General features: G+C 63.9%; 22 protein-coding genes. 18 read left to right on the forward strand and 4 right to left on the reverse strand.

Features of this window, described 5'->3' with window-relative positions; translation table 11 throughout:
• The first annotated feature begins 8 nt into the window (after positions 1 to 8).
• The 3 genes from BRAS3843_RS11810 to BRAS3843_RS11820 all read left to right on the forward strand — a co-directional run bounded on the left by BRAS3843_RS11810 (position 9) and on the right by BRAS3843_RS11820 (position 3247).
• Positions 9 to 1301: an extracellular solute-binding protein gene (locus tag BRAS3843_RS11810; protein ID WP_035981496.1), complete on the forward strand. Its 1293-nt coding sequence runs from the start codon at positions 9 to 11 to the stop codon at positions 1299 to 1301.
• Between the two features lie 119 nt (positions 1302 to 1420).
• The gene (locus BRAS3843_RS11815) at positions 1421 to 2344 is read left to right on the forward strand and encodes an ABC transporter permease (RefSeq protein WP_035981497.1); all 924 of its coding nucleotides are present in this window, start codon (positions 1421 to 1423) and stop codon (positions 2342 to 2344) included.
• Entirely contained in the window at positions 2345 to 3247 is a 903-nt protein-coding gene (locus tag BRAS3843_RS11820) for an ABC transporter permease subunit (RefSeq protein WP_008969117.1), read from the forward strand.
• Between the two features lie 325 nt (positions 3248 to 3572).
• Here the strand turns inward: BRAS3843_RS11820 and BRAS3843_RS11825 are convergent, their stop codons facing one another.
• Entirely contained in the window at positions 3573 to 4067 is a 495-nt protein-coding gene (locus BRAS3843_RS11825) for a winged helix DNA-binding protein (RefSeq protein WP_244425259.1), read from the reverse strand.
• Between the two features lie 297 nt (positions 4068 to 4364).
• Between BRAS3843_RS11825 and BRAS3843_RS11830 the strand changes: the two genes are divergently transcribed.
• The 8 genes from BRAS3843_RS11830 to BRAS3843_RS11865 all read left to right on the forward strand — a co-directional run bounded on the left by BRAS3843_RS11830 (position 4365) and on the right by BRAS3843_RS11865 (position 12555).
• On the forward strand, positions 4365 to 5597 hold the full coding sequence (locus BRAS3843_RS11830; RefSeq protein ID WP_008969119.1) for a dienelactone hydrolase family protein: 1233 nt from the start codon (positions 4365 to 4367) through the stop codon (positions 5595 to 5597).
• Between the two features lie 98 nt (positions 5598 to 5695).
• Entirely contained in the window at positions 5696 to 7240 is a 1545-nt protein-coding gene (locus tag BRAS3843_RS11835; RefSeq protein WP_008969120.1) for an ABC transporter substrate-binding protein, read from the forward strand.
• A 28-nt stretch (positions 7241 to 7268) separates the two neighbouring features.
• Complete coding sequence (locus BRAS3843_RS11840) at positions 7269 to 8276, forward strand: ABC transporter permease (RefSeq protein WP_008969121.1); 1008 nt, start codon at positions 7269 to 7271, stop codon at positions 8274 to 8276.
• Entirely contained in the window at positions 8269 to 9156 is an 888-nt protein-coding gene (locus BRAS3843_RS11845; RefSeq protein ID WP_008969122.1) for an ABC transporter permease, read from the forward strand. Before BRAS3843_RS11840 ends, BRAS3843_RS11845 begins: the two co-directional genes overlap by 8 nt.
• Positions 9153 to 10028 carry an ABC transporter ATP-binding protein gene (locus BRAS3843_RS11850; protein WP_008969123.1) on the forward strand — a complete coding sequence of 292 codons (876 nt, stop codon included), beginning with the start codon at positions 9153 to 9155 and terminating at the stop codon, positions 10026 to 10028. The genes BRAS3843_RS11845 and BRAS3843_RS11850 overlap by 4 nt, the downstream gene beginning before the upstream one ends.
• Positions 10025 to 10879: an ATP-binding cassette domain-containing protein gene (locus tag BRAS3843_RS11855; RefSeq protein ID WP_008969124.1), complete on the forward strand. Its 855-nt coding sequence runs from the start codon at positions 10025 to 10027 to the stop codon at positions 10877 to 10879. Before BRAS3843_RS11850 ends, BRAS3843_RS11855 begins: the two co-directional genes overlap by 4 nt.
• Before the next feature lie 82 nt (positions 10880 to 10961).
• The gene (locus BRAS3843_RS11860) at positions 10962 to 11564 is read left to right on the forward strand and encodes a VOC family protein (RefSeq protein WP_008969125.1); all 603 of its coding nucleotides are present in this window, start codon (positions 10962 to 10964) and stop codon (positions 11562 to 11564) included.
• Between the two features lie 424 nt (positions 11565 to 11988).
• Positions 11989 to 12555 carry a hypothetical protein gene (locus tag BRAS3843_RS11865; RefSeq protein WP_008969127.1) on the forward strand — a complete coding sequence of 189 codons (567 nt, stop codon included), beginning with the start codon at positions 11989 to 11991 and terminating at the stop codon, positions 12553 to 12555.
• A 233-nt stretch (positions 12556 to 12788) separates the two neighbouring features.
• Here the strand turns inward: BRAS3843_RS11865 and BRAS3843_RS11870 are convergent, their stop codons facing one another.
• Genes BRAS3843_RS11870 through BRAS3843_RS11880 form a run of 3 tightly spaced genes read right to left on the reverse strand, consistent with a single transcriptional unit; the run spans position 12789 to position 15394 of the window.
• The gene (locus BRAS3843_RS11870; protein ID WP_035981487.1) at positions 12789 to 13601 is read right to left on the reverse strand and encodes an N-acyl homoserine lactonase family protein; all 813 of its coding nucleotides are present in this window, start codon (positions 13599 to 13601) and stop codon (positions 12789 to 12791) included.
• A gap of 28 nt (positions 13602 to 13629) precedes the next feature.
• Complete coding sequence (locus BRAS3843_RS11875) at positions 13630 to 14016, reverse strand: carboxymuconolactone decarboxylase family protein (RefSeq protein ID WP_008969130.1); 387 nt, start codon at positions 14014 to 14016, stop codon at positions 13630 to 13632.
• A 28-nt stretch (positions 14017 to 14044) separates the two neighbouring features.
• On the reverse strand, positions 14045 to 15394 hold the full coding sequence (locus tag BRAS3843_RS11880; RefSeq protein ID WP_244425260.1) for an MmgE/PrpD family protein: 1350 nt from the start codon (positions 15392 to 15394) through the stop codon (positions 14045 to 14047).
• Positions 15395 to 15647: 253 nt separating this feature from the next.
• Here BRAS3843_RS11880 and BRAS3843_RS11885 point away from each other — a divergent pair, with 253 nt between their 5' ends.
• The 7 genes from BRAS3843_RS11885 to BRAS3843_RS11915 form a co-directional block, all read left to right on the forward strand.
• Positions 15648 to 16541 (forward strand): NAD(P)-dependent oxidoreductase, encoded by an 894-nt coding sequence (locus BRAS3843_RS11885; protein WP_008969133.1) that lies wholly within the window; start codon positions 15648 to 15650, stop codon positions 16539 to 16541.
• Between the two features lie 30 nt (positions 16542 to 16571).
• Positions 16572 to 17966: an MmgE/PrpD family protein gene (locus BRAS3843_RS11890; protein ID WP_008969134.1), complete on the forward strand. Its 1395-nt coding sequence runs from the start codon at positions 16572 to 16574 to the stop codon at positions 17964 to 17966.
• Between the two features lie 112 nt (positions 17967 to 18078).
• Positions 18079 to 19014, forward strand: coding sequence for a branched-chain amino acid ABC transporter permease (locus tag BRAS3843_RS11895; RefSeq protein ID WP_008969135.1), 936 nt, complete (start codon positions 18079 to 18081; stop codon positions 19012 to 19014).
• A complete protein-coding gene (locus BRAS3843_RS11900; protein WP_008969136.1) occupies positions 19011 to 20789 on the forward strand; it encodes a branched-chain amino acid ABC transporter ATP-binding protein/permease in 1779 nt (592 codons plus the stop codon). Before BRAS3843_RS11895 ends, BRAS3843_RS11900 begins: the two co-directional genes overlap by 4 nt.
• On the forward strand, positions 20776 to 21483 hold the full coding sequence (locus BRAS3843_RS11905) for an ABC transporter ATP-binding protein (RefSeq protein ID WP_008969137.1): 708 nt from the start codon (positions 20776 to 20778) through the stop codon (positions 21481 to 21483). Before BRAS3843_RS11900 ends, BRAS3843_RS11905 begins: the two co-directional genes overlap by 14 nt.
• A gap of 34 nt (positions 21484 to 21517) precedes the next feature.
• On the forward strand, positions 21518 to 22768 hold the full coding sequence (locus BRAS3843_RS11910) for an ABC transporter substrate-binding protein (RefSeq protein ID WP_008969138.1): 1251 nt from the start codon (positions 21518 to 21520) through the stop codon (positions 22766 to 22768).
• A 31-nt stretch (positions 22769 to 22799) separates the two neighbouring features.
• The coding region (locus BRAS3843_RS11915; protein WP_035981488.1) for an ABC transporter substrate-binding protein at positions 22800 to 23084 on the forward strand (285 nt) is incomplete at its 3' end.

Consider the following 23084-nt stretch of genomic DNA (forward strand, 5'->3'; position numbering starts at 1 on the left):
AGATGACCATGACCGATCGGACCAAGAAGAAGACCATCAGCCGCCGCACGTTGCTCAAGGGCGCAGCCGGCGTCGCCGGCCTCGCCGCCGGTTCGGGCACCCTGCTCGGCGCCCCCTATGTTCACGCCGCCGACGCCAAGGTGCTGCGCTATCTCGGCACCGCCGTGAACGAGGGCGACGAGATCTCGAAGAAGTGCCTCGCCGACACCGGCATCAAGATCGAATACATCACGGCGACGACCGACGACGTGACCAAGCGCGTCATCACCCAGCCGAACTCGTTCGACGTGCTCGACACCGAATATTTCTCGCTGAAGAAGCTCGTCCCGTCCGGCAACATCTTTCCGCTCGACGCCAAGAAGATCAAGGAATTCGACAACATCACGCCCGTCTTCACCAAGGGCGAATTGCCGAACGGCAAGAAGATCGGCGGCCAGGGCACCGCACCGTGGAAGGTGCTGTATCTCGACGGCGCGAACTCGAAGACCTTCTCGGCGACGCCGACCGAGTACATCACGCTGATCCCGACCGTCTACAATGCCGACACGCTCGGCATCCGCCCCGACCTGATCAAGCGTCCGATCAGCTCCTGGGCCGAGTTGCTCAATCCCGAATTCAAGGGCAAGGCCTCGATCCTCAACATCCCCTCGATCGGCATCATGGACGCCGCGCTGGTGGTCGAAGCCACCGGCCAATACAAATATGGCGACAAGGGCAACATGACCCGGGCCGAGATCGACCTCACGATGAAAGTCCTGACCGAAGCCAAGAAGGCCGGCCAGTTCCGCGCGTTCTGGAAGGACTTCAACGAATCCGTCAACCTGATGGCCTCGGGCGAGACCGTGATCCAGTCGATGTGGTCGCCGGCAGTGACCAAGGTGCGCTCGATGGGCATCCCGTGCATCTTCCAGCCGCTCAAGGAAGGCTACCGCTCCTGGGCGTCCGGCTTCTGCGTCTCCAAGGCCGTGGCGGGCGGGCCGAAGCTCGACTGGGCTTATGAGTTCGTGAACTGGTATCTGTCCGGCTGGGCCGGCGCCTATCTCAACCGCCAGGGCTACTACTCCGCCGTGCTCTCGACCGCCAAGGCCAATATGAGCGCGGACGAGTGGGGCTACTGGATGGAAGGCAAGCCGGCTCAGGCCGACATCAAGGCGCCGGACGGCACCGTGCTCGAGAAGGCCGGCGCGGTGCGCGACGGCGGCTCCTATGACGACCGCATGGGCGCGGTGGTCTGCTGGAACGCCGTGATGGACGAGAACGACTACATGGTCCGCAAGTGGAACGAGTTCATCGCGGCCTGATCATGCTCGAGAGGCGTGTCGCGCCATCAGGCGCGGCACGCTGGTTTGCAAATTAGTCAAAGATCGCATTCATGACGCAGGACACCGGGGCCGCCGATCTGACCTCGCCGCTCGCACCGATGACCGCCGGCGGTTCGGACCAGGCGGCATCCGGCGGCCGGTTGCGCAAGGCCGCCGCGCGGTCGATCGCCTGGCTGCAGGCCGGTCCGATGATGCTGGTGTTTGCACTGTTTTTCCTGCTCCCGCTCGTTCTCGTCATCATCGTCAGCGCCTGGGACTACAATGAATATGAGATGATCCCGGCGTTCAGCCTGCGCGGCTACACCGATACGTTCGAGGGCTGCATCTCCGGGCTTCCAGAGCTCTGCACCATCCTCAAGACCTATCTGAAGACGTTGAAGCTGTGCCTGCTCACCTGGGGGCTGACGCTCTTCATCGGCTTCTGGGTGGCCTACTTCCTCGCCTTTCACGTCCGCTCGAAGACCTGGCAGATCGTGCTGTCCCTGCTCTGCACGATCCCGTTCTGGACTTCGAACGTGATCCGCATGATCGCTTGGATTCCGCTGCTCGGCCGCAACGGGCTGGTCAATCAGGGCCTGATCGGCAGCGGCCTGACCACGCAGCCGATCGAATGGCTGCTGTTCTCCGAATTCTCCGTGGTGCTGGCGCTGGTGCACCTCTTCACCTTCTTCATGGTGGTGCCGATCTTCAATTCGATGATCCGCATCGACAAGCGGCTGATCGAAGCCGCCTATGACGCCGGCGCGAGCGGCTGGCAGACCCTGGTCAACATCGTCATCCCCTTGTCCAAACCTGGCATCGTGATCGGCTCGATCTTCGTGATCACCATCGTGATGGGCGACTTCATCACCGTCGGCGTGATGGGCGGCCAGCAGATCGCTTCCGCCGGCAAGATCATCGAGTCCAGGCTGTCAGCGTTGCAGTTTCCGGCGGCGGCGGCCAACGCGGTGATCCTGCTCGGCATCACCATCCTGATCATCTCGGCGCTGACGCGGATCGTCGACGTCCGCAAGGAGCTGTAAATGGGCGACAAACGGCCGCGCTCCTTCTACATCCTGGCGGCGTTCTTCGCGGCCTATGTGCTGTTCCTGTACGGGCCGATGATCGCGATCTACATCCTGTCGTTCCAGGGCCCCGACGGCGGCCTCACCTTCCCGATGAACGGGGTGTCCCTGACCTGGTTCGGCAAGGTGCTTTCTGGCGCCGGGATCGTCGACATCGGCGCGGCGTTCAAGCGCTCGCTCGCGCTGGGGCTGGTCGTGATGGTGGTTACGGTCGTGCTCTCGGTCGCCGCTGGCATGGCCTTCCGCAAGCCGTTCCGCGGCTCGTCGGTGCTGTTCTACACCGCGATCGCAAGCCTGATCATGCCCTCGATCATCACCTCGCTCGGCATCGCGCTGGAATTCCGCCTGCTCGACGACTTCATCAACAAGCACGGCGCCGATGTCGGGCTCGGATGGCTGGCCGACGGCTGGACCACCGGCATGGGGCTGTTCACCTCCGGCTTAGGGGCGCATCTGACCTGGACGCTGCCGTTCGGGCTATTGATCATGTTCGCGATCTTCAATCGCTTCGACGGCCGGCTCGAAGAGGCCGCGCGCGACCTCGGCGCCACGCCCTGGCAGACGTTTCGCTACGTCGTGCTGCCGATCATCGCACCATCGGTGGTCGGCATCGGCCTGTTCGGGTTCACACTGTCATGGGATGAACTGGCGCGTTCCAGCCAGGCGATCGGCTCGGTCAACACGCTGCCGCTGGAACTGCAGGGCCTGACCACGACGGTGACCAAGCCCGACATCTACGCGCTCGGCACGCTAACAAGTGCGGTGTCGTTCCTCGTCATCTTCGCCGCGCTCTCGGTCATCCTGGTGCTGCAGGCCCGCCAGCGCCGCCACGGCTCCGACGCCGGCAAGGGTACGGTGTAGGCCGCGCTGAGCTGTCATCGCGAGCGAAGCGATCCAGCCTCGCACGAAGTCCTATCTTGCCTCAGGGCACAAAGTCTAGATGGCCTCGCTTCGCTCGCAATGACGGGCCGACTCCCCCGGAGATGTGCCAGTCTGCTTGAACTCAATGCCGTCACGAAGCCCTTGAATGTAGCCCGAGATCGTGTCTCGCAGCCATGATGAGCGCCGTGTCAAGCGTATGGAACCTATTTGCTCGTCACCGAGCCATTGGCATGAGCTACCAGCGCCGCGATGGTCAATGCGGTTCATGGCGGCCGCCGTGAAGCAAATTCTCCTGTTTGGAGCCTTACGGCTGATGCCGCCGCGTGATGGCGACTTGGGCTGCCTGGGTATAGAGGCCAGACACCAATTCGAGATGGCTGCCTGCTGCTTCCGATTTTTCCGCCCAGCCGTCCAGGGACTCAAGCATTGGCGGCAACGTCGCGGCGCGAAGGCTCGCATAGGCCTCGGTAACCTCGCGCCCATGCATGGTCGCACGGTAGCGCGTCTCCTTGCGCGACGACGAGCCTTCGGTCTCGATCAGAGCGGCCTTCACCAGCTTTCGCGTGGCGTATTGTAGGTTCGGAACATCGACGCGATTAAGCAGTTGGCCGATTTCGGAAAGCCGCTTCGGCTCGTCGCCCATGCGGATGACGTTGAGCACGGCGACGTCGTCGCCGGTCAGCGGCACGTCGCAGACGGCCGCGAGGCACGCGGCCTTCCAGCGGTAGTAGGCCTGCGCCAGGCGCTCCAGCCTGAACTCGAATTCGGAAAGTCGCCGCTCGGTCTCGGTGCGCGCCAAGTGCCAGGAGCCCAGTCGCTCGCCGGTAGCCGGCTGTTGCTTCGGCTTTGCCGTTTCGCCGGTTCTCTTCGTCGCAGGCTTCGTCTTCCTCAAAATCATCTCCTGGTTACCGCCCTCGCTCACTAGCTGGGCAGGGCGTGCCCAATCAATGCTATTTACAAGTTCGATTCTTACATTAAAAATACAATTAAGAAAGCATGATGAAAAGACAAGGTCCTGGCCTCATGCGGGACGCGTCGCAGACGCGCGCAGGGACGGAAGCAGCTCAAGGGCTCAACGACGAGGGGGGAATCGCGCATGGCGGGACAGTGGATCGATATCGCCGCGAAGGATGGCGGCAGCTTCAGAGGCTATCTCGCCGTTCCCGCCTCGGGCTCTGGTCCCGGCATCCTGCTGTTGCAGGAGATCTTCGGCGTCAACAAATCGATGCGCGATGTCGCCGACTACTATGCTGAAGAAGGCTATGTCGTGCTGGCGCCCGACCTGTTCTGGCGCCTGGAGCCCGGGGTCGAGCTCGGCTACACCGAGGCCGATTTCGGCAAGGCGATGGGCTATTATCAGCGCTTCGACGCCAATCAGTCGATCAAGGATGCCGCCGACGCATTAGAAGTCCTGCGGGCCCGGCCCGAATGCAAGGGCAAGGTCGGTGCACTCGGCTTCTGTCTCGGCGGCAAGCTCGCTTATCTCGTTGCAGCCCGCACCGACGTCGATTGCGCCGTCAGCTATTACGGCGTCGGCATCGAGGCCGATCTGGCGGAAGCCGGCAACGCGAAGTGCCCGATGGTCTTCCACTTCGCCGAGCTCGACCGCTTCGCGCCCGCCGAAGCACGCGAGCAGATCAAGGCAGCGTTCAAGGGGCGCTCCGACGTCGAATTCTATCTCTACCCCGGCTGCGATCACGCGTTTGCCGCGCCTGAGCGCGCGAGCTTCAACAAGCCCGCGACTTTGATGGCGCATTCGCGCTCGATCGCGCTGTTCCGGAAGGTGCTGGGTCCGCACTACGACCTTTCGACGCTGTGGGACCGGCATACCGAGCTGGAATTCGCCACGCGCTCGGCGGAAGAGACCATGACCACCATGGTCGCAGAGCCTTACGTCAATCACATCCCGACCATGACCGGTGGCGTCGGCTATCGCGACCTGCTGCGCTTCTATAAGCACCATTTCATCCCCAAGACGCCCCAAGACACCAAGCTCGTGCCGATCTCGCGCACCATCGGCGCCGATCGTATCGTGGACGAGATGCTGTTCTGCTTCACCCACGACATCGAGATCGACTGGATGCTGCCCGGCGTTCCGCCAACCGGAAAATATGTCGAGATACCGCTGGTGGCGATCGTGCGCTTCCGTGGCGACAAGCTCTACAACGAGCACATCTACTGGGATCAGGCCTCGGTGCTGGCGCAGATCGGGCTGCTCGATCCCGCGAAGCTCCCGATCGCGGGCATCGAGACGGCGAAGAAGCTGGTCGATGAAGCGCTGCCGTCGAACACCTTGATGGCGCGCTGGTCCGAGAGCACCGGCAAATAATCAGAACCGACTGACGGCGCCGCACCCGGCGCCGTCTTCGTACACGCTCGCCGAAACCTGATTCATCGTACCTGGCTCATATCGTAGGGGTAACACGCATGTCTTCCCTGTCGCGCCGTTCGATCCTGCAGCTCGCCGGCGGTGCCGCCGCCCTGCCCTTCGCCTCAGCTCTTCCCGGCACCGGTGCCGCGCATGCCGCGGCATCGGGCACGTTGACCATCGCCTACAACGTCAATCTGCCGTCATTCGATCCGACAATTGGCGTCTCCGCGGTCAACCCGACCATCCAGTCGATCTACCAGTCAGTATTCGATCCCTATATCGGCCAGGCCGCGGATCTCTCGTTCAAGCCGGGCCTGCTGACCAAGTGGGGCTGGAACGAGGACCGCAGCAAGATCATCCTCGAATTGCGCAAGGATGCGACCTGGCATGACGGCTCGCCGGTGACGCCGGAGGACGTCGTGTGGTCGCTCACCCGCGCGGCCGATCTGAAAGGCGGCAACCCGATCCAATTCGTCTGGTCCAAGGTCGGCAACTACAAGATCGACGGCAACACCATCACCGGCGACGTGCTCGAATTCGAGCCGACACTGTTCAAATGGATGGCGTTTCTCACCGGCTATATCCTGCCGAAGGCTTATTACGAGAAGGTCGGCGCGGAAGGCTTCGAGAAGGCGCCGATCGGATCTGGCCCCTACAAGGTTGATGCCTTCGAGCGCAACGCCTTCCTGCGGCTGAAGGCGCATCCCGGCTACTGGGGCGGCAAGCCGGCGTTCGAGACCGTGGTGTTCAAGTTCATCACCGATCCGACGAGTCGCGTCGCCGAGATGGAGTCCGGTGGCTCCGACCTGACCTTCGAGATTCCTTACGAGGAGTTCGACCGTCTGAAAGCCAAGCCGGGGTTGGCGGGACAGACCAAGCCGGTGTCCGACATCGCAATGATCTTCATCACCGACATCGACCCGATGCTCGACCGCAACGTGCGGCTCGCCGCCCACCATGCGATCGACAAGAAGGCGATCGTCGACCGCCTTCTCAAGGGTTACGGCGTGCCGATCTCGACACTGGAAGCGCCCGGCTATGCAGCCTTCGATCCCTCGATCAAGGTATCCTACGATCCCGAGCTTGCGAAAAGCCTGCTCGCCAAGAGCGGTTATTCGCCGGAGAAGCCGGTGAAGTTCACGATCCAGACCACGCGCGGCTTCAAGCCGAAGGACTACGAGATGATCCAGGCGATCGTCGGCATGTGGCGCAAGGTCGGCATCGACGCCAATATCGAGATATACGAGATCGCCAAGCACTTCGAATTGCGCGCGCGCCACGCGCTGGCGCCCGCCGCCTTCTACAACTGGGGCAATGCGATCGGCGATCCCTCGACCTCGACCGGCTTTGCGATGTTCGGTCCGTCGCCGCATTGTGCCTGGAAAGGCAAGGACCTCGTCGAGCGCATCGGGCCGCTGTGGGGCGAGAAGGATGAGGCCAAGCGCATCGCCGGTTACAAGGCAGTCGACAAATACATCACCGAGGAAGGCGAGGTGATCCCGCTGTTCCAGTATGTACAGCCGATCATTCACAAGAAGGGCCTGAAGGTCGTGTCGCAGTCCAACGGCATGATCCTTCCGCAACTCATCACGCCGGCCTGAGCGGCGAAACCAAGGGGGCGATCGAGCGATGCGATGGGGCGAGATCATCCGGCGACTCGTCCTCGTGCCGCCCACGCTGTTTGGCGTGGCGGTGATCGTCTTCGTGCTGTTGCGCGTGGTGCCGGGCGATCCCATCGCCATGATGATTCCGCCCGGTGCGTCCGAAGCCGACATCGCGCGGCTGCGTGCGCTCTACGGCCTCGATCAGCCGATCCTGCAACAGTTTTCGACTTGGCTGGGACAGGTCGCCAGCGGCGACTTTGGCAAGTCCATCAGCGTGCATCAAGGCGTTCTCGAGCTCTTGCTGGAGCGCCTGCCGGCCACCATCGAGCTCGCGCTGCTGGCAACCCTCATCGCCGTCGTGTTGGGTGTTCTCACTGCGCTTGCCGGGATCCTGTTGCGCGGCCGGCGCGCAGAATGGGCGGTGGATGGCGGCATCGGTGTGCTGCTTGCGATTCCCGATTTCCTCTGGGCCTTGATCCTGCTGCTCGTCTTCGGCGTGCTGCTGCCGTGGCTGCCGATCTCCGGCCGCGTCGATCCGCAGATCGACGTCCATCTCCACAGCAATTTCTACCTGCTCGAAAGCCTCCTCACCGGCCGCTTCGCGATCGCCTTCGCCCTGCTGCATCATATGATCCTGCCGGCGCTCGCGCTGGCGCTGCCGTTCGCAGCGCTGGTGGCGCGTATTTTGAAAGCGTCGCTGACCGAGGCCGAGGACCAGGATTACGCCCAGATCGCGCGGGCCCGCGGCTATTCGCGGCCCGACATCCTGCTGCATGAGGTGCTCCCGAACGCGCTGATCCCGACCGTCGCGCTCGGCGGGGTCCAGGTCACGCTGCTGCTCGGCGGCACCGTCCTGGTCGAGCGCATCTTCTCCTACGAGGGCATCGGCAACATGGCGATCGACGCGGTGATCAACCGCGACTTCCCGCTGATCCAAGGCCTCGTGCTGACCTTCGCGGTGCTGTTCATCGCGCTCAACCTCGCCATCGATCTCATTGTCACCGTGCTCGATCCGAGGCTGCGCCATGGCTGACCTCGCGCTGTCCTCTCCCGTTGTACGCCAATCGCGCCTCCTCGCCGCGTTGCAGCGCGGCGGCGCCCGGCTGTGGGTCGGCGCGGCTGTTGTTGCGCTGCTGGTGCTGGTCGCGGTGCTGGCGCCCGTCCTCGCGCCGCACGATGCTCTCGAGCAGGACCTGATGTCCGCGCAATTGCCGCCGTCCTGGATCGTCGGCGGCGATCACGCCTATCTCCTCGGCACCGACAGCCTGGGCCGTTGCGTGCTGTCGCGGCTGATCTATTCGGCGCGTACTGCGGTGATGGTGGCGCTGGTCGCGGCGACGCTGGCGGCGCTGATCGGCGTAGCGCTCGGACTGTTCGCCGGCAGCTTTGGCGGCTGGGTCGATCAGGCGATCTCACGCCTGATCGATGTCTGGATGGCGTTTCCGCCGGTACTGCTCTCGATCGTGCTGGCGGCCGTCATCGGCGCCGGCTTGACCTCCGTGATCGCCGCAATCGTCGTGGTCGACTGGACCCGGTTCGCGCGCGTCGTGCGCGCCGAGACCATGGTGCAGTTGACGCGCGACTATGCTGCGGCGGCCCGCGTCATCGGCTTGAGCCGCGCGAAACTGCTGCGGCTGGAAATCCTCCCCAATCTCGTTCCGCTCCTGGCCACGCTGCTCGCCGTCGAGATGGGCATCGCCATCCTCGTCGAGGTGATCCTGTCCTTCGTCGGGATCTCGGTCTCCGGCGACACGCCGACCTGGGGCAGCATGATCGCCGAGGGCCGCCAGATCGTCTATCAGGCGCCGTGGATCATGGCGCTGCCGATCGGCTGCATCATCACAAGCGTGATCGGCTTCAACCTGCTCGGCGACGGTCTCCGCCTCGCTCTCGACCCGGTGCAGCGCTCATGACCGCAACGCTCGAAATCGACGGGCTGAAGGTCGCAATCGGCGCGGCCAACGTGCTGCGTGGCGTGAGCCTCGCATTGCAACCGCGCGAGGTCCGTGGCCTGGTCGGTGAATCCGGGGCCGGCAAATCGATGCTGGGTCGCGCCGTGCTCGGCCTGCTGCCGGCGAACGCGACGATCATCTCGGGCAGCATCACCTTCGAGGGGCGAAATCTCCTGGCGATGCACGAGACGGAGCGGCGAAAGCTTCTCGGCCGCCGCATCGCGTTGATCCCGCAGGACCCAATGACCTCGCTCAATCCGGTCAAGCGCGTGGGTGTGCAGATCGGCAACTTGCTGCGCCATCATCTCGGCGTCTCGAAGCGGGTGGCGCTTGCGCGTGCGAGCGAGCTTCTCGCCGAGGTCGCGATCCGCGAGCCTGCGCGGGTGCTCTCGCTCTATCCCCATGAGATTTCCGGCGGCATGCGCCAGCGCGTACTGATTGCGATGGCCTTTGCCTGCGATCCCGCGCTCGTGATCGCCGACGAGCCGACCACGGCGCTCGATGTCACCGTGCAGCGTCAGGTGCTGCAGCTCGTCGAGCGATTGCGACAGCGCCACGGCAGCGCGGTGCTGTTCGTCACCCACGACCTCGGCGTAGTGGCAAAGATCTGCGGCAGCATGACCGTGCTCCATGGCGGCCGCGTGCTCGAGGACGGCGAGACGGCGGACGTGCTGGCCCGACCGCGCCACGCCTATACGCGCGCGCTGCTCGCGGCGACCCCGCGCGCGGACCGGCCGGCCGAGGCGCTGCGTCCGGTCCCTCCGGCGCTGATCGAGCAATTGTGGTCGGAGGCGCGCCGTCTTGACCGTCTGACGATTGCGGGGCCGACATGAACGACATCTTGCTCCGCACCGGAAATCTCAGCTTTGGGTATCCGGAGCGCACCGGCCTGTTTCGCAAGCCGCGTCTGCGCGAAGTGATCAGAGGCGTCGATCTTGCCGTGCCGCGCGGCTCGGTGCTCGGCCTGGTCGGCGAATCCGGCTCGGGCAAGACCACGCTCGGCCGCCTGCTGGTGCGCCTCCTGAAGCCGACGTCCGGCGGCATCCAGTTCGACGGTGTCGAGATCGGCGGGCCCGACGAGGCGGAGCTCAGCCGGCTCCGCGCGCGCATCCAGATGATCTTCCAGGATCCGCAATCCTCGCTCAATCCGCGGCTGCGGCTCGGCATCACCTTGACACGCCCCCTCGGCGTGCACGGCCGGCTGAGGGGACGACAGGATCAGCGGGAGCGCGCGGCGGCGCTGCTCGATCTGGTCGGTTTGCCGGCCGAATTTGCCGATCGCTATCCGCATGAATTGTCGGGCGGCCAGCGCCAGCGCGCCGGCATTGCTCGCGCGCTCGCGCTCGAGCCGGATTTCATCGTTGCCGACGAGATCGTCTCTGGACTGGATGTCTCGACCCAGGCGCACATCCTGCTGTTGTTAAAGGAGCTGCGTGCGCGGCTGAGCCTCACCATGGTGTTCATCAGTCATGATCTCTCGGTGGTGCGCGTGCTCTGCGACGACGTCGCGATCCTGCACCATGGCGAGGTCGTCGAATATGGGCCCGTCGCAAAGGTGTTCGGCGCGCCGCAGCACGCCTATACGCGGCAATTGCTCGCCGCGATCCCGTTGCCCGATGTCGAGCCGGGTTGGCTCGGTCCTCCGCCGGTTGTCGCTGCCCAGCCGCAAGGATCAGCCGCATGACCGAGACCATCAAGGGTCCGTCATCGCCAGGCTGAGCCCTACGTCGGATGTCGAGTTTGTTGCGAAGCAGAAGGATGCGATCATGAACAGGTTGAAAGTGCTGCTAGCCTCCACCGTGCTGTCGCTCGGTCCGTCGGTCTTGCCGGCTGCCGCCGATTCCATTCCAGGTTTGCGCGGCCACGACCATACCGGCATCACCGTGCCCGACGTGAAGGCGGCAACCGCCTTCTTTACCGACGTGCTCGGCTGCTCACATGCCATGTCATTTGGGCCGTTCTCGGATGACAAGGGCACGTTCATGCAGGATGTTGTCAACGTCAACCCACGCGCCGTGATCGATGAGATCAGCATGATTCGCTGCGGCTATGGCTCGAATATCGAGCTGTTCCAGTACCGGTCGCCCGATCAAGCCAAGACGCTGCCGAAGAACAGCGACATCGGCGGCCATCACATCGCACTCTATGTCGATGACATCGCCAAGGCGGCGGATTATCTGCGATCGAAGAACGTCACGACCATGCAAGGTCCGATCCCCGTCAACGAAGGGCCGGCGGCCGGCCAATCCATTCTCTATTTCCTGACGCCGTGGGGGATGCAAATGGAGCTGATCAGCTATCCCAGGGGCATGGCCTATGAGAAGAGCGCCAAGACTGTGCTGTGGTCGACGACCGATCCGATGAAATGAGCGCTCGCACAGACTAAGCCAATCGTACGGGCACCGCAATCAACAGCGCTCTCGACCGCGACTGCGACGGCGCAGACGCAAACTTTCGTCTATTCACCTGCAAGCCACTGGCCTTGTGACTCTGACGTTTGATTCCGTCATTCCGGGACGCCGCATCAGCGGCGAGCCCGGACTCTCGATATTGGGGGGCGGGATTCCGGGTTCGCCCTTCGCGCCCCGGAATGACCCCGAGAGAACCATTCGTCGGCATTGGAACAATAGCTCGATCCTGCGCATCGCCCCGGAATGACTGTTGAGGCGCCCGCACCTCGCCTTTGAACTTCCCCGACCGCTCGCGTCACTACTGGTCATAACCGCGGTGGGAGCCGAGGCTCCCACCAGTGCTCAGCTTTGGACAGGCCACGCCAGCAACGGGAGAATTGCCATGGGACGCGCGCCGCAGCCACTGCCGCAATACACGCCGCCGGGCCCGGTGGAACAGATGCCGAATATGGCGGCGCCGCAATTTCAGTGCTTGGCGCTTGCCAAGGTCCACAGCGCCGACGTCTTTCCCTACCAAGCCAATGAAGTCGCGACGTCCCGCACCGAGGTCGGCCATCTCGGTGCGGACGTCAGTCTGGTCCCGCCGGTCGGCACCTGCCAATATCTCGTCATCTGGGATTTCGGCGTCGACTGGCGGCATCTCAAGAACATCGCCAAGCGCGATCCGCTGCTGGCAGCGCAGCTCATCCGATTCGAGACCGACAAGTCGTTGCAATTCCAGATCGTCGGATACAGCGACAGCACCGGCGGCGAACGGAACAACATCTTCCTGCGCACGGGCCGGGCCAGGAACGTCTTTCACCTGTTCGGCCCAAGCGCCCGCTCGCGCGTCTTCTCGGTCAAGCCCGCTTCACCCCACGAGTATCTGAAAGACAACACGACCGCGATGAACAGGGCCGCCAATCGCGCCGTGGTCGTCGAAATCTTCGCCGGCAGCGGGACGATCTAGCCACCTTCCACAACGCGAACGGAGAGTCAGGTGGCGCCTATTAGGTCCCCTCGAACGACGACGGCAGCGCCAGGAAGCGCTGCGCGGCGTCGGGCTCACCGAGATGGCTGAAGGCCGCGACCGGCACATAAGGCATCAAAGCTGCTGCTCGAGTGTAGACAAATAGTCCGCCGAAGCAAGACGCGGATGGAGCGATGTTTGGAATCGCATCCTCCTGCGCCGTGCCTGATTTCCTACCGGGTAGGAGCGGCTTCGGAGTGTGCGACGTCGAGCCGGACCGCGACACCGCTGAGGTTCGGACTTGGTGACGGATAGAGCTTCATGACGAGCGGATCATGGCCTGGAACGATGTGATCCATATCAGCCGCGGCTGCCCGTAGCTTGTCGAAGCCCGCAAGCATGTCGCCGACATGAAAGGCAGTCGTGAACGGACGCTCGCTGGTCATGTTCTCGTAGAAATGACTGACGTCGGAGGCGAGTACGACAAAGCCCCGGCGGGTCTTGACGCGGACGAATTGTAGACCGGCCGAATGCCCGCCGGCCGCATGGACCGTCAACCCGGGCGCAATCTCGGCGTCGCCATCATAGAACAAGACGCGGCGCGCATAGTTGAGGCGCACGATCCCACAGACATCATCGGCCTCGAAGGAATGCGACAGCCTCGGATACTGCATGTAGCGTCCGGTGGCATACGCCAGCTCGCGCTCCTGCAGATGAAATCGCGCATTCGGAAACCGGTCGAAATTGCCGGCGTGGTCGTAGTGTAGATGCGTGAGGATCACATCCCTGACGTCAGCTGCGTCGATGTCGAAGGCGCGAAGCGTTTCAACCGGGCAGCGCAGGAACGTCCGCCTGCGCTGCTTGGCGATCGCAGCATTGAAACCGGTGTCGATAACGAAGACGCTTCCGCCTCCCCTTGCCAGCCATATGAAATAGTCCATCGGCATCGGCCCGTCATGCGGGTCGCCACCGATGAAATGCTCGCTCCGCTGCGCTTCACGCGTTGCGTAACGAATGGCAAAGAGCTCGTAGTCCGGCTCGCTCATCGCTTCCACCAGCAAATGGGCGCGGTGTTCAGGAACCCGCGTCGACTTCGTTGAAAGCCTCGCGGGCATTCCGGAATGCGTCGATGCCGGCGGGAACACCGCAATAGACGGCGACCTGAAGCAGGATCTCCTTGATCTCCTCCTTGGTCAGCCCGTTTTTCAAGGCGCCCTTGACGTGCAGTTTCAGTTCGTGCGGCCGGTTCAGCGCCCCAAGCATCGCCAGATTGACGATCGAGCGCGTACGCCGGTCGACGCCGGGCCGCGTCCACAACGCGCCCCAGCAGAACTCCGTCGACCATTCCGCCATGGTGCGCGTGAACTCGTCGGCGCCGGCGATTGACTTGTTGACGTAGTCCTCGCCGAGCACTTCCTTGCGGACTTGGAGGCCCTTTTCGAACAGTTCGGTCTTGCTCATGGTTGTCCTTTCCGGTCTCAAGATGTGTTTAGGAGCGAGTGAAATCGTCTGGCGGCGTTGGTCGCAGCGACTGCATGAGCTCGGCCGCGTTATCCGAGGCATCGAGCCGCCAGACCGCTTCGATGACGCGGTCTGCGTCCCAATCGCTCCGGCCGGTCCGCACACATTCACGCAGCTTCTGTTCGATGTCGCGATCTGCGAGCGGCGCCGCAGGGCTGCCGCGGGGCGAGATCACGGTTTCGGTGAAGATCTCACCGGATGACAGACTCAAGCTGACTCGCGCGGCGCCGTCCGGCAAGCCGGGGTCGAGCTCCGCCTTCACCTCGCTCCGAAATTGAGCGATATCAGGCCGGACCACGGTGTCGTGCGTAAATTCGGCAACGCCCGCCGCACCCAGCAAGAGCCCGCAAGCCGCGCAGTGATGGATGCTGACGCGCGCTTCGCGCTCGTTGTTGACGGCGCGATCGCCCCGCGCGAGCAGCAATGCCGAGCCCTGCACGGTCACCTCCTCGATCTCGGCGAGCCTTCGGCCGATCCGTTCGCGCAAGAGGAGGCATGCATCGATGACCGAATGGAACACGATGCCAGCCGGATAAGGCTTGTAGGTGTTCTTCGCGATCTCCCAGGTCTTGCCGAGGCCGTCGAGCAGGCGTGCAAGATCAGGCTCGTCGCCCATGGTGCGCGCCCAGCCGAGCGGGCCCTCGATAGCGCGAGGGGCGGCCTCATAGCCCTGCTGCGCGAGCAAGGCGGCGAACAATCCGTTACGAGCCGCATTGCCTACGCTGACATTCTTGGCGGCACTCGGCAGGTTCTCGACGTTGCCCGCCGACTGGCTCGCCGCGATTCCGATGGTGTTTGCGATGCCTTCCGCGGGCAAGCCCAATAGTTTCGCGCACGCCGCCGCCGCACCGAAAATCCCGCAAGTCGACGTGATGTGCCAGCCGCGGGCATAGTGATGCGGCGAGACGGCGTTGCCGATGCGACACGTGACCTCGCCACCGAGGATGAACGCGGTCAGCACGTCGCGGCCCGACAACCCGCGCGTCTCCGCCAGGGCCAGCACGGGAGCAGCGACCGGCGCCGCGGGATGAATGATCGTCTCGGGATGGGTGTCGTCGAAATCGAGAAGATTTGCCGCGACGGCATTGAGAAAGGACGCGCACAAGGCGTCGAGCCGCTCCGAACGGCCGATCACCGTCGCGGTCGCGGCTCCGCTGAACGGCGACAAGGTCCGCATCGCAGCCGTGACCACCGGATCTCGCGCGGAGCCGAGCGTGGTCGCGAAAAAATTGAGAATCGATCGCCGCGCCTGGTGGGCTTGTGCCTCCACTTCCGCCCATGACGAAGCAGCGACGAAATCGGCGAGCGTCGTGCTCACGCTTGGAATCTGGTCTTGCGGCACGCGGGGCGTCTTCCTCGTTTTCCCGGACCTTATGCCCATCTGCGGCAAACTGTCGACCCTAAATGTTATGCTTGACAGTTTGTCTGACAATCATAACAATCCGGCCCGCTGGCGCAGTGAGCCCCTGACCGCAACGACGGCGGCCGACGGGATCAGCCGGCAAGATATGATCAACGAACAAGAGAAGAAGCCGCGCCCGATCACGGGATCGCGCGACAGGGAGTGAACGATGGCGGGAGAGACGCTCGGCTTTGTCGGCACGGGCCGCATGGGCGGTCCCATGGCGGGGCGATTGATGGATGCGGGCTATCCGCTCGTCGTGTACGACACGCAGAGCGAAGCGACCCAGCCGCTGGTCAAGCGCGGTGCGCTGCTCGGCACCTCGCCGGCGGATGTCGCTTCCCGCGCAGACATCGTGCTCGCAAGCCTGCCAACACCTGACATCGTCAAGGCGGTCACGCTCGGAAAGGACGGCATCAGCAGCGGCACCCGCGCGAAGATTGTGATCGATTTGTCGACCTCGGGTCCCGGCGCCGCGAAACTGGTTGCGGAAGGCCTGAAGGCCAAGGGGATGACACTGGTCGATGCGCCCGTGAGCGGCGGCATCAAGGGCGCGGTCAACGGCACGCTGGCCGTGATGGTGTCCTGCCCGCAATCAACCTACGACACCGTGCAGCCGATCCTGAAGAATTTCGGCAAGCTGTTCTACACCGGCGACAAGCCGGGCGTGGCACAGACTGCCAAGCTCGCCAACAACCTGATGGCAGCCGCAGCGCTGGTGATCACCTCGGAAGCTGTCGCGATGGGAGTCAAGGGTGGCGTCAACGCGAAGGTGCTGATCGACATCATCAACGCCAGCAGCGGCCGCAACAGCGCTTCCGAAGACAAATTTCCACGCTCGGTGCTGCCCGGCACGTTCGATTTCGGTTTCACGACCGGCTTATCCTACAAGGATGTCCGCCTGTGCGTGGACGAGGCCGAGGCCATGGGCGTGCCGATGGTCTGCGGCGCAGTCGTGCGGCAGATGCTCGCGATCACCAACGCCAAATACGGCCCTTCATCCGACTTCACCTCGATTGCCAAGGTGCTCGAGGAATGGGCCGGGGTCGAGATGCGCGGCTAAGCGCGCCAGCCTTTGGGAGAGAGACTCGCGATGACGATCGGCGCGACCGGCTCCGGCAAGGTATCGCTTGCGCGCCAGATGGCGCGGAGCGCACTTGCCGTCGACTTCGGAGATTTCGGCCCTGACGTCATCACCAAAGCAAAGCTTTGCCTACTGGACTTCTTGTCGTGTGCCTTCGAGGCAGGCCATCACCCCTGGAGCCGCCAGGCCATCGCAATTGCGCAGGCTGGCGGCGATGCAACCATCATTGGAACCTCGCAACTCTCCTCACCGGCCGACGCCGCCTTCGCCAATGCGGTCATGGGACACGGTCTCGTGCGCGAAGACATGCATGCGGCCAGCATCGCGCACCACGGCGTCGTGATCTGGCCGACCCTGCTCGCGCTCTCGGAGCAGACGCCGCTGCACGGCACGAAACTGCTGGCTGCCGCCATCATCGGCTACGAGACCGGTGCGCGGATCGGCCGCGCGCTCCTGACCTCCGACCTCGCGCGCCTCTACCGCCCGACCGGCCTCGTGGCGCCGCCAGGCGCGGCGCTTGCGGGAAGCTTTGCGCTCGATCTGTCCGAGGACGCCGCAACGAGCGCCATCGCGATCGCAGCCAATACCTCCAGCGGACTGAACGAGTGGCCGCATGCGGGCGGCTCCGACATGTATTTTCACCCGGGCTTTGCGGCGAGCAACGCGATCAAGGCGGTCGGGCTCGCTGCGGCCGGCGCCTTCGGCTCGGAAACGATCCTGGAGGGTGAAGCCGGCCTGTTCGCAGCCTTCCGGCGCCAGCCCGCGCCCGACAGCATTACGCTGTTTCCGGACGGCCAGAGCGAGATCATGGCCGTCTACAACAAGCCGGTCCCGGCCTGCAATTTCGCGCAGACCGCGGCGCAGGCGGCGCTCCGTGTCTCGCACGAGATCGCGGACGCCGACGAGATCGACCGCGTCGTCATTCGCGCCCCCGACGCTGCCGTTTGCTATCCCGGCTGCGATTCGATGGGGCCCTATCGCAACGCGCTCCAGGCCAAGATGAGCATTCCGTTCAGCGTCGCTGCGACGTTGGCGCGGGGCGAGATCGAAGAAGAGAACTACGCGGAGCTCGACGGTTCCGACATCATCCGCCTCGTCTCAGTCACCGACCTCAGGGCAGATCCCGGCTTCACCGCCGCCTTCCCGGGCAAGCAAGGCGCTGACGTGACCGTGCATTTGCGGGACGGCCGGACCATCAGGCACGCCCTGCCCGATGTCATCGCCGCAACGCCTTCAGATATTCGCGCGCGTTTTCGCGCTGCCGCCAGCCGCGTCCTCGGCGACGACCGCGCGCGCCGGCTCGAACAGCTGATCGAGGATTGCGAACGGCTCGGCGATGTCAGCGTCATCGCAGCACAGTGTCGTCTGGACGCGCCGGAACGGGCCTTGCGATCGGCATCATAAGAAATGCCAGGGACTACGGGGGAAACATGGTCGACCGGGAGACCAGCCGGGCATCGTCAGTAGTGAACGATCGCTGGCAAGCCAGCACGACCGTTGCGCGGAGGCGGGGCTGATGGAAGGATTTCTGCAAGCGCTCGCCGCGGGCCTGCTGATCGGAGCCGTCTACGGCCTGATGTGCGTCGGGCTGGGCCTCATCTTCGGCGTCATGCGGGTCATCAACTTCGCCCATGGCGATTTCATGATGCTCGGCATGTATGTCGCCTTCTATCTCTTCACCGCCGCCGGCGTCCAGGCGTTGTTCGGCAATACGGTCGGCCCGTTCGTCGCCATTCTCCTGGCCGGACCAGTGCTCGCCGTGTTCGGCTATGTCGTCCATCTGGCGCTGATCTCACACGTTTCTGGCACGCGTACCGCCTCGCTCGAGGGCGAAGGTCACTACGCCCAGCTCATCCTTACGCTCGGCATCGCGCTGATCCTGCAGAACGGCGGCCTGATCGTCTTCGGCTCGGTGCTGGCCTCGATCCGCACGCCGCTGTCAAGTTCGGCGTGGGAGCTCGGTCCCTTCTTCGACATGAGCATCTTCCTCAACAAGGCGCGCAGCATCGATGCGATCGTCTCGCTGGCGATCATGATTCTGCTTTCGCTGCTGATTACGCGCACGCGGATCGGAAAATCGCTGCGCGCAGCCGCGGACAATCCGACCGCCGCGACCTATATGGGGATCGACGTCGACCGCGCGCACCGCACCGCCTTCGCACTCGGCTCCGGCATCACTGCAATTGCCGGCGGCCTGCTTGCCACCAATTATCCGTTCCATCCCTTCGTCGGCCTTGAATACGTTATCGTCATGTACGCGGGCGTCGTGCTTGGCGGCATGGGCAGCATCATCGGCGCCTTCTGGGGCGGCATGACGATCGGGCTCGTGCAGCAGATGTCGACGCTGATCCTGCCGACGCAATTGCAGAACGCCGCGATCTTCGCGGTCTTCCTCCTCATCATCTTCTTCCGCCCGCAAGGCTTCTTCGGGCGCATGGTCGAGAGGACATGACCATGCTCCGGATGCGTTCCTTTCTTCCGCCCCTCCTCTTCACCCTCGCCTATGCGGGGATCTCGCTCAGCGTCACCAACTCCTACTACCAGCTCATTCTGACGCTGGTGCCGGTGTGGGCGGTGTTCGGTCTGTCCTGGAATTTGCTCAGCGGCTACACCGGACTGATCTCGTTCGGCCACGCCGCCTTCTTCGGGATTGGCGCATACGCGACCGCGCTCGGCCAGATCTATTTCAACATCTCTCCCTGGCTGCTGATCCCGGTCGCCGCCATGCTCGGCGGCATCGCCGGGCTGCTGATCGGGTTTCCGACCTTCCGCCTGCAGGGCCACTATTTTGCCCTGGCGATGCTCGCCTATCCGCTCGCCATTCTCTATGTGTTCGAGTGGCTCGGCTTCCAGGAGGTGACGCTTCCGATCAAGCGCGACGCGCCGATCGCCTATATGCAATTCGCCGATCCCCGCCTCTACACGCTGCTGGGGCTTGCCATCATGCTTGCCACCATCGTGCTAACGCAGGTGATTGAGCGCTCCCGATTTGGCATGGCGCTGCTCGCGATCAAGCAGAACGAAGCTGCGGCTGAAGCAGCCGGCATCAACACGCTGGCCTGGAAGCTGCGCGCGATCACGCTCAGCGGCGCGATCGCTGCCGCGATCGGCGGATTCTACGCGCAAGTGCTGCTGGTCGTGACCCCGCAATCGGTGTTCGGCATGCTGGTGTCCGCACAGGCGCTGACGGTCGCGATGTTCGGCGGCGTCGGCACGGTCTGGGGTCCGGTCATCGGCTCGGTGATCCTGATCCCGCTTGCCGAAATCCTGCACGCCGAGGCCGGCGCGCGCTTCCCCGGCATCCAGGGCGTGATCTTTGGCTTCGCCATTGTCTGCGTCATCCTGTTGGCGCCGGAAGGGCTGTTCTGGAAACTGCGCGATCTCGTGCGCAAGCGGATCGCCCCCAACGCGGCTGCCGCCAATGTCCCGGAAGCATCGGCCGCCAACGTCACGGCACTGAAGCCCGCCGGGCGGCAGCGCGCGGCGACCGGCGAAGTCGTGCTCGAAGTTCGCAGGCTCTCGCGCTCCTTCGGCGGCCTGAAGGCCGTGCAGGATGTCAGTTTCAAGCTGCACAGGAATGAGATCCTCGGCATCATCGGCCCGAACGGTGCCGGCAAGACGACGCTGTTCAATCTTCTCAACGGCTTCCTGAAGCCAAGCCAGGGCGAGGTGCTGATCGACGGCCGCAACATGTCCGGCCAGCGACCCCACACGATCTGCGAGGCCGGTATCGGCCGAACCTTCCAGGTGATGCGGCCGTTCCTACGGATGTCGATCCTCGACAACGTCGTGATCGGCGCCTATGTGCGCGCGCGCTCCGACGAGGAAGCCCGCCAGCTTGCCGCGGATGCGGTCGCCCGTGTCGGGCTTTCCGCCGTTGCCGATCGTGTTGCCGGCGAGCTGTCGACCAAGGAACTGCGACTGATGGAGCTCGCCCGGGCGATCGCCGGCAAGCCGCGCATCCTGCTGCTTGACGAGACGCTCGCGGGCCTCGGCCATGGCGAGGCGGACGAGCTCGTCGCCGTGATCCAGCAGCTTGCACGCGACGGCATGACCATCGCCATCATCGAGCACACCATGCAGGCGATGGTCCGCCTTGTCGACAGCTTCCTCGTGCTCGACCACGGCGCCGTGATCACCGAGGGCCTCCCGGAGGTGGTGACGCGCGATAGCCGCGTGATCGAGGCCTATCTCGGCAAGAAGTGGGTGGGCCATGCTGCGAATTGAGGGATTGAGCGCAGGATATTCGGCCAAACCCGTCCTGAACGACGTCTCGATCAATGTCGGCACCGGCCAGTTCGTTGCGATCGTCGGCCCCAACGGCGCCGGCAAGACCACCCTGTTCAAGACGATCTCCGGCATCGTGAAGCCGAGCGGAGGAGCGATCTCGTTCAATGGCGTCGATTTGCTCGCCGTCCCGCCGCCACAGCGCGCCCATCTCGGCATCGCTCATGTCCCCGAGGGCCGGCAGGTCTTCCCGTCACTGACCGTGATGGAGAACCTGGAAATGGGGGCAATGACCGAAAGCGGCCGCCGCGACTGGCAGGCCAATATCGAGCGCATCTTCGAGTGGCTGCCGGTGCTGAAGGAGCGCCGCAATCAATTCGCTGGCACGATGTCCGGCGGCCAGCAGCAGATGCTCGCGATTGGCCGCGGCCTCGCCTCCTCGCCAAAGCTGCTGATGCTGGACGAGCCCTCGATGGGGCTCGCGCCGTCGACCGCAGACTTCATCTTCGAGCGGCTGATCGAGATCCGGCGCCAGTCCGGGCTGACCATGCTGCTGGTCGAGCAGCGCGTCGCGGAAGCGCTGGAATCCGCCGATCACGGCTACGTCCTCGAAGCCGGACATGTCGTTCTCGAAGGCACCAACGACACGCTGCGCGCCGACGATCGCGTGCGAAAAGCCTATCTCGGCATGTGACGAACAGAAAAACAAAGACCAGGGAGAAAACAAAATGAACAAGACGTCGAAAGGCGTGACACCGACAGGATTGAGCCGCCGGACCGTGCTGTCCGGCGCCGCCGCCGTGGGCCTAGCCGGCGTTGCACGCGCGCAGGCCCCTGGCGAGATCAAGGTCGGACTGATCGTACCGCTCTCGGGCATCTACACCCGCCCGGGGCAGGTGATGAAGATGGGCGCCGAGATGGGCCTCGAGCACATCAATGCGCAAGGCGGCGTCAAGGCACTCGGCGGCGCCAAGCTGAAGCTGGTCGTGATCGACTGCGGCGACACCACCGAGAAAGCCAAGAACGCGGCGCAGCGGATGGTCGCGCAGGAGCCCGATCTCGTCGCCGCCACCGGCGCCTATCTCTCCTCCTTCACGCTCGCCGTGACCGAGGTAACCGAGCGCGCCGAACTTCCCATGCTGACACTGTCCTATTCGGACCTGCTGACCGACCGCGGCTTCAAATACATCTTCCAGACCGCCGCGACCGCAAGCCGCCAGTCCGAGCTCGGCCTGCCGACGCTCATGAAGCTCGCCGAAAATGCATCGGGCAAGAAGCCGAAGACCGTGGCGATGCTGATGGACAACACCGCAACGTCTGTCGCCACAGCCAAGGCGCTCAAGGAGAAGCTGTTCGCGCAGGAAGGCCTCCAGCTCGTCGTCGAGGAGGTCTGGACCCCGCCGCTATCAGATGCGACGCCGCTGATACAGAAGGTTCGCTCCGCGAAGCCCGATCTGCTGCTGTTCATGCCGAATGCGGTGTCCGACGCCAAGCTCGGCCTGGAGAAGATCAGCGAATTCGGCCTCGGCCAGGGCAAGATCCCGACGGTGTCCTTCAGCATCACCATTGCCGAGCCCGACATGCTCCAGAGCGTGAGCCCGGAAACCGTGCAGGGCATCATGACCATCGTCGCCAACTGGGGTTCGAAAGGCCACGAAGCCCTGATCGCCGAGCTCAAGGCCAAATACAAGGAGCCCTGGATGACGCAGAACGTCATCTCGACCTATGGCGACATGTGGCTGATGAAGGAGGCATTGGAGAAGGCCGGCAAGGCCGACCGCAATGCGGTCGCGCAGGCCTTCCGCAGCATGGATGGCGGCCCGTCGAAATATTATCCGGGTGGTCAACTCAAATTCGACGAGAAGGGCCGCCGCGTCGGCGCCGGCGTCGTCATCGTTCAATGGCAATCGGGCGTGCCTGTCACCGTTTATCCGCCCGAACTCGCGCAGGCAGAGCCGTTCTGGCCGAAAAAATCCTAAACGTCGCGCGATTTCAGGGAGGAGAATTGCCATGACTGCAAAGAGCAAGATCACGATATCGAGGCGAACGCTGCTGGCCGGCGCGTCGGGCACGCTGATCGCGGCCCGCGCCTCGGCGCAGCAGCCTGCCGAGATCAAGGTCGGCCTGCTTGTGCCGATCTCCGGACTCTATGCCCGCCCAGGAACTGTGATGCGCGAGGGCGCCGAGATGGCGATCGATCACATCAACGCGCAAGGCGGCATCAAGGCGCTCGGCGGCGCCAAGTTGAAGCTGGTCGTGCTCGATTCCGGCGATACCACGGAGAAGGCCAAGAAC

It is taken from the genome of Bradyrhizobium sp. STM 3843 (assembly GCF_000239815.1).
Lineage (GTDB): Bacteria > Pseudomonadota > Alphaproteobacteria > Rhizobiales > Xanthobacteraceae > Bradyrhizobium.

What these genes read in the sequence shown, in the direction of transcription:
- BRAS3843_RS11870 (WP_035981487.1), bottom strand. Translation starts at nt 13,601, where the DNA reads ATGAGCGAGCCGGACTACGAGCTCTTTGCCATTCGTTACGCAACGCGT.
- BRAS3843_RS11845 (WP_008969122.1), top strand. Translation starts at nt 8,269, where the DNA reads ATGGCTGACCTCGCGCTGTCCTCTCCCGTTGTACGCCAATCGCGCCTC.
- BRAS3843_RS11900 (WP_008969136.1), top strand. Translation starts at nt 19,011, where the DNA reads ATGACCATGCTCCGGATGCGTTCCTTTCTTCCGCCCCTCCTCTTCACC.
- BRAS3843_RS11820 (WP_008969117.1), top strand. Translation starts at nt 2,345, where the DNA reads ATGGGCGACAAACGGCCGCGCTCCTTCTACATCCTGGCGGCGTTCTTC.
- BRAS3843_RS11810 (WP_035981496.1), top strand. Translation starts at nt 9, where the DNA reads ATGACCGATCGGACCAAGAAGAAGACCATCAGCCGCCGCACGTTGCTC.
- BRAS3843_RS11890 (WP_008969134.1), top strand. Translation starts at nt 16,572, where the DNA reads ATGACGATCGGCGCGACCGGCTCCGGCAAGGTATCGCTTGCGCGCCAG.
- BRAS3843_RS11835 (WP_008969120.1), top strand. Translation starts at nt 5,696, where the DNA reads ATGTCTTCCCTGTCGCGCCGTTCGATCCTGCAGCTCGCCGGCGGTGCC.
- BRAS3843_RS11860 (WP_008969125.1), top strand. Translation starts at nt 10,962, where the DNA reads ATGAACAGGTTGAAAGTGCTGCTAGCCTCCACCGTGCTGTCGCTCGGT.
- BRAS3843_RS11865 (WP_008969127.1), top strand. Translation starts at nt 11,989, where the DNA reads ATGGGACGCGCGCCGCAGCCACTGCCGCAATACACGCCGCCGGGCCCG.
- BRAS3843_RS11895 (WP_008969135.1), top strand. Translation starts at nt 18,079, where the DNA reads ATGGAAGGATTTCTGCAAGCGCTCGCCGCGGGCCTGCTGATCGGAGCC.
- BRAS3843_RS11850 (WP_008969123.1), top strand. Translation starts at nt 9,153, where the DNA reads ATGACCGCAACGCTCGAAATCGACGGGCTGAAGGTCGCAATCGGCGCG.
- BRAS3843_RS11875 (WP_008969130.1), bottom strand. Translation starts at nt 14,016, where the DNA reads ATGAGCAAGACCGAACTGTTCGAAAAGGGCCTCCAAGTCCGCAAGGAA.
- BRAS3843_RS11840 (WP_008969121.1), top strand. Translation starts at nt 7,269, where the DNA reads ATGCGATGGGGCGAGATCATCCGGCGACTCGTCCTCGTGCCGCCCACG.
- BRAS3843_RS11910 (WP_008969138.1), top strand. Translation starts at nt 21,518, where the DNA reads ATGAACAAGACGTCGAAAGGCGTGACACCGACAGGATTGAGCCGCCGG.
- BRAS3843_RS11830 (WP_008969119.1), top strand. Translation starts at nt 4,365, where the DNA reads ATGGCGGGACAGTGGATCGATATCGCCGCGAAGGATGGCGGCAGCTTC.
- BRAS3843_RS11905 (WP_008969137.1), top strand. Translation starts at nt 20,776, where the DNA reads ATGCTGCGAATTGAGGGATTGAGCGCAGGATATTCGGCCAAACCCGTC.
- BRAS3843_RS11855 (WP_008969124.1), top strand. Translation starts at nt 10,025, where the DNA reads ATGAACGACATCTTGCTCCGCACCGGAAATCTCAGCTTTGGGTATCCG.
- BRAS3843_RS11815 (WP_035981497.1), top strand. Translation starts at nt 1,421, where the DNA reads ATGACCGCCGGCGGTTCGGACCAGGCGGCATCCGGCGGCCGGTTGCGC.
- BRAS3843_RS11885 (WP_008969133.1), top strand. Translation starts at nt 15,648, where the DNA reads ATGGCGGGAGAGACGCTCGGCTTTGTCGGCACGGGCCGCATGGGCGGT.